5 protein-coding genes are annotated in these 4,960 nt (G+C 65.9%); all 5 read left to right on the forward strand.

The features are described 5' to 3' along the window. On the forward strand, positions 1-2,435 hold a 2,435-nt coding region (locus EOD07_RS22160; RefSeq protein WP_164772422.1), incomplete at its 5' end, for a DUF2339 domain-containing protein. Between the two features lie 49 nt (positions 2,436-2,484). After that, complete coding sequence (locus tag EOD07_RS22165) at positions 2,485-2,727, forward strand: type II toxin-antitoxin system VapB family antitoxin (protein WP_127236987.1); 243 nt, start codon at positions 2,485-2,487, stop codon at positions 2,725-2,727. Next, on the forward strand, positions 2,727-3,140 hold the full coding sequence (locus EOD07_RS22170; protein WP_127236988.1) for a type II toxin-antitoxin system VapC family toxin: 414 nt from the start codon (positions 2,727-2,729) through the stop codon (positions 3,138-3,140). The genes EOD07_RS22165 and EOD07_RS22170 overlap by 1 nt, the downstream gene beginning before the upstream one ends. A gap of 159 nt (positions 3,141-3,299) precedes the next feature. Then, positions 3,300-3,818: an RNA polymerase sigma factor gene (locus EOD07_RS22175; RefSeq protein WP_040984221.1), complete on the forward strand. Its 519-nt coding sequence runs from the start codon at positions 3,300-3,302 to the stop codon at positions 3,816-3,818. Next, a complete protein-coding gene (locus EOD07_RS22180; RefSeq protein WP_127236989.1) occupies positions 3,815-4,609 on the forward strand; it encodes an anti-sigma factor in 795 nt (264 codons plus the stop codon). Before EOD07_RS22175 ends, EOD07_RS22180 begins: the two co-directional genes overlap by 4 nt. The last annotated feature ends 351 nt before the right edge of the window (positions 4,610-4,960 follow it).

A 4,960-nucleotide genomic window follows, 5' to 3' on the forward strand; every position in this document is an offset into this window, starting at 1 on the left:
CCGTGGCCGAGACGCCCGCGGCAGGATCGCCCGCGCCCGCCAAGGCGGCGCGCCAGAGCGATGTCGAGACGGCGCTGGGCACGCGCTGGGCGGTCTGGGTCGGCGGTATCGCCCTCGCGCTGGGTGGCCTGTTCCTGATCCGCTACACCATCGAGGCCGGCATTTTCGGCCCCGGCGTGCGCCTGACCATGGCCGGCATCCTCGGCCTGGCGCTGATTGCCGGCGCCGAATTCATCCGCCGCACCGGCTTCAAGGTGCCGGTGCAGGGCGCCGCCGGAGCCTATATCCCATCGATCCTGACGGCGGCCGGCGCCTTCATTCTGTTCGGCACGGTCTACGCGGCGCACGGCATCTATGGCTTCATTGGTCCGGCGACTGCCTTCGCGCTGCTGGGCGTCATCGGCGTCGCGACCATCGGCGCTTCGCTGGTGCACGGCCTGGCGCTGGCCGGCATCGGCCTTGTCGGCGCGATGGTGACGCCGGCGCTGGTCGCCTCGCAGGCGCCCAATCCCTGGGCGCTGTTCGTCTATCTGGCGATCGTGCTTGCCGCCACGGCGGCAATCGCCCGAATCCGAGACTGGAAGGCGCTGGCGGCGGCTGCCTTCGCCGGCACCGGCATCTGGACCATCCTCTACATGGTCGACGCGCCGGACGTGAACCTCGCCGCCATCCTGTTCATCAGCCTGGCCACGCTGGCCGTGCTTGCCTTCGTTTGGCTTGGCCTTTTCTTGACTGCTGGCCGCGACGAAGCGGCGCGAGGCTTTGACTGGCCGTCGATCGTGCCCGGCTTCTTCATCGCGCTGAGCGCGCTTGGCCTGTCCGTTGATCCGGCTTTTGCCAGCGCCGGCGATGCCTTGCACGGCGCCGTCCTGCTGGTTGCACTGGTCGCGGTGGCGCTCTACCGGCCGCGCGCGCTTCCGCTGGTCTTCGCCGCCGGCATCGCCACCGTGCTGATCTATCTCGGCATAATCCCGCCCGCCACGATCGGTGCCAACGCGCTCGATGTCGGGCTGGACGCTCAGCCTTTGGCGTCGTCCGACGCCCTGACTTTCCGCATCGGCATCGCGCTTGGCCTTGTCTTCATCGGCGCCGGTTTCTGGGCCGCGCGCCGCTTCGCCGCAACTGCTCCGGCGCGCGCGGCGTGCTGGGCCGCCTGGGGCGTTATTGTCCCGCTGGTGGTGCTCACCGCCCTGTGGCTCACCTTCGGCGATATCGACCGCGATTTCGGCTACGCGCTGCCTGCGCTGTTGCTGACACTGGTCTTCGCCGCCGGCGGCGAGTGGATCGCGCGCGCCGAGCAGCCGCCGCTAGCCGGCGGCCCAGCCGTCTCCTTCGCGCTGGGCGGCGCCGGCATTGCCGGCCTGCTGATGCTGCATATGGCCTTCGGTTCGGGGTGGACGACCGTGCTGCTTGGAGCCGCTGCGGTCATCCCGGCGCTGGCCACGCGCTGGCGGTCGTATCCCGTGCTGGGCTGGATCGCGGTCGGCGCGGCGGTCGCCGTGCTTGCCCGTGTCGCCTTCGATCCGACCATCGTCGGCGCGGCGTTTCTCTCCAGGACGCCGGTCTTCAACTGGCTGCTGCCGGGCTATGGCATGCCGGCGCTCGCCTTCGGCTTTGCTGCCTGGCAGCTCGCCCGCACCACCAACGGCCGGCCACGCCTTGCCATGGAGGCGGCCTCGGCGCTGTTTGCGCTGCTCACCATCGCCATGCTGGTCCGCCACGCCATGCATGGCGGCGTCATCGACACCGGCACCGTGACCCTTGCCGAACAGGCGATCTACACGCTGATCGCGCTCGGCGCCGGCGCGATCCTCGTCGCCATCGATAGGCGCTCGCCAAGCTCGGTTCTGCGCTATGGCTCGATGGCCGCCGGCGTTGTCTCGGCAGGCCTCATCGCCGTTCAGCATTTCGTGGTGCTTAACCCGCTGCTGACGGACGAGTCGACCGGCAGGATCCCGGTCTTCAATCTTCTGTTCCTCGCCTATCTGCTGCCCGCGATCGCCGCTGGCGCGCTGGCGCTCTATGTCCGCGACAAGCGTCCGCGATGGTATGCGGCGATGCTGGCGCTGATCGCCGCGCTGCTAGCCTTCGCCTATGCCACGCTGTCGGTGCGCCGCCTGTTCAAGGGCGAGTTCATCGCCTTGTGGAGCGGGCTCGGCCAGGTCGAGACCTACACCTATTCGGCGCTCTGGCTGGTCATCGGCGTGGCGCTGCTCACCGCCGGCGTCTGGCTGAAATCGCAGGTGCTGCGCATCGCCTCCGCGGTGCTGATCGCGGTCGCGGTGGTGAAGGTCTTCCTCTTCGACATGTCGGAGTTGGAAGGCGTGCTGCGCGCACTCTCCTTCATCGGCCTCGGTGCCGTGCTGATCGGCATCGGCCTGTTCTATCAACGGCTGCTGACCAGGGCGGCGAGGGAAGTGAAGGAGACTTCTTGAAGGAATATCCAATCTGGGATATCTAGAATATTCATAAAGGGATATTCCAATGCCACTCTACATACGCGACGACGAAGTGGATGCGCTGGCCACCAAATTGCAGCGGGAGATGAATGCGCCGAGCAAGACCGAGGCGGTGCGGACGGCCCTTATGCACGAACTGGAACGCAATCGTGCCAAGGTGCCGCTGCGCGAGCGGATCGCCAGGCTTCAGGCGGAGGCGAAGAAGATCGGTCTGCCCAATCCCGATTTCGATATGAAGAAATTCACCGATGAGATGTGGGAAGAGTGATGTTCGTCGACGCGTCGGTGATCGTCGCCATTCTCAACCAGGAATCGGGCTGGGAGGAACTCTCCAAACAGCTCTCCGGAAACGTCAACTTCTACGTCTCCGCGATGGTCCGTTTTGAAGCGACACAAGCGTTGGCACGGGCCAGCGCGGGCTCCCGCAAGCCCACTGCGGAAGCCCTGCTCAAAGCTCGCGATCTGGTGGACCAGTTGATCCTGGAAATTGGCGGCGAGAATGTGCCAATCGGCAACGAGATCGGTTCGCGCGCTATCGACGCAAGCGCGCGCTATGGCAAGGCCGTTGGTCATCAGGCTGATTTGAACTTGGGCGACTGTTTTGCCTATGCCTGTGCGAAAACTCTCCAGGTTCCGTTGCTATACAAAGGCAACGATTTCCTGCTGACAGATTTGAGATAGTCAGCTTTCTCATTGATTGGCGGGAATAAACCGCCCGCCGCCGGCGTTATCCACTTGCTTGGGTAAACGCAGCGGTTCGGCCGCCTCGCGCTGACTGCTTGCACCGCGCCGGGAAGGCGCGTTCTATCGGGATGGAAAGCGACCTCGAAACAAGCGGTCATGGACGACAAGAAGGCAGCGATCCTGAGCGAAATACCGCGGTTGCGGCGCTACGCGCGCTCGTTGCTGCGCGAGCGCGATTCCGCCGACGATCTCGTCCAGGATTGCCTGGAGCGGGCGCTTGTGCGGCTCGACAACTGGCAGACTGGAGAGAGCCCCCGGAGGTGGCTGTTCACGATCATGCATCACTTGTTCATCGACCAGATGCGCAAGGTCAACCGGCGCGGCGAGGCGGCGATGCTGCCTCTCGAAGCCGGTGAGGCCCAAGCCGCGCCCGCCGATCAGGTCGAGACCATCGCCTCGCGCGAGATCATGGATGCCTTGCAGGCGATCAGCCCCGATCGCCGCGCGGCGTTGGTGATGGTCGCCATCGAGGGCTTTTCCTATGCCGAGGCAGCCAACATCCTTGGCGTGCCGGCCGGCACGCTGATGTCGCGCATCGCGCGCGGCCGCGAGGAATTGCGAGGATTGCTCGACGACACATCGCGCCGCCGCTCGATAAGGATCGTCGAGAAATGACCCGCCGCGATTTCTCCGAACGCGATATCCATATGGCCCTCGACGGCGAGCTGCCGGGCGAGGAGCGCATGGCTTACGACGCCTGGCTCGAGGCCAATCCCGAGATGAAGGCGCGGTCCGCGCGCTACATCGCCGATCGTGCCGCCATGCGCGCCGCTTTCGCGGGCGTGATGGACGAGCCGGTGCCGGCGAGGTTGCGGCAGGCGGTGTTTGGCCAGGCGCCCGTGAAGGCGCCGGCCTGGCGCTCGCGCTGGTGGCTGTCGGCAGCCGCGGCCGTGATGCTCGCGGTCGGCGGGCTCGGCGGCTATGTCGCCGGCGTCGACAGCATCGCCCGTGGTGGTGGCGACGACGACCAACTCGCCGAACAGGCGATCGCCGCCCATGTCATTTACGCCGCCGAGAAGCGTCATGCTGTCGAGGTTCCCGCAAGCGACAAGGATCATCTCCAGACATGGCTGTCGAACCGTGTCGGGCTGAAGCTGGTCGCGCCCGATCTTGCGGCCGAAGGCTTCGATCTCGTCGGCGGCCGGTTGCTGCCGGCCGGTGGCCAGGGCAAGGCAGCGATGCTGCTCTACGAGGACGCCAAGGGCGAGCGCATTTCGCTCTACGTCACCGCCGAATCGTCGGAGGCATCCAAGGGCACCTATACGGCCGAGGGGGGAGGGCCGGAGGCTGTCTACTGGCTGGACAAGGGCTATGCTTGCGCTGTCGTCGGCTCGTTGCCGCCGGAGCGGCTGTCGGATGTCGCAAAGAGCGCCTACGGCCAGCTCGTGGCCGGCATATCGAGCTGAACCGGCTGCGTTTTTCGGCGGCCGGCGGTCCTTCGTACGGCAATTCCGTTCAAGCGCCTGGCCGTTTCCTGCCGTGGCGGAAACTGTCACAATTCGGCCCTAATCAAGGAGCGATAGCGCTTGATGGATACTGGCGCTTCGGCCAGTATTCGCGACGCATCCACCGGGGCCGTTTCTTAAACCCAATCGAGGTTCTCCCTAGCCCGCATGCCTGCCGAGATCCGCAAGGCCCGCGCGTCAGACGTCGATGACCTCGCCGCCATCGAGAAGGCTGTTTTTCCAGGCGACAGGCTCTCGCGCCGCTCTTTCCGCCAGTTCATCGAACGCGAGACCGCCGAGATGCTGGTGGCC

The sequence above is a fragment of the Mesorhizobium sp. M2C.T.Ca.TU.002.02.1.1 genome, assembly GCF_003997225.1.

Excerpts from the sequence above, each read along its gene's own strand:
- EOD07_RS22180 (WP_127236989.1), top strand. The coding sequence starts at position 3,815 with ATGACCCGCCGCGATTTCTCCGAACGCGATATCCATATGGCCCTCGAC.
- EOD07_RS22165 (WP_127236987.1), top strand. The coding sequence starts at position 2,485 with ATGCCACTCTACATACGCGACGACGAAGTGGATGCGCTGGCCACCAAA.
- EOD07_RS22175 (WP_040984221.1), top strand. The coding sequence starts at position 3,300 with ATGGACGACAAGAAGGCAGCGATCCTGAGCGAAATACCGCGGTTGCGG.
- EOD07_RS22170 (WP_127236988.1), top strand. The coding sequence starts at position 2,727 with ATGTTCGTCGACGCGTCGGTGATCGTCGCCATTCTCAACCAGGAATCG.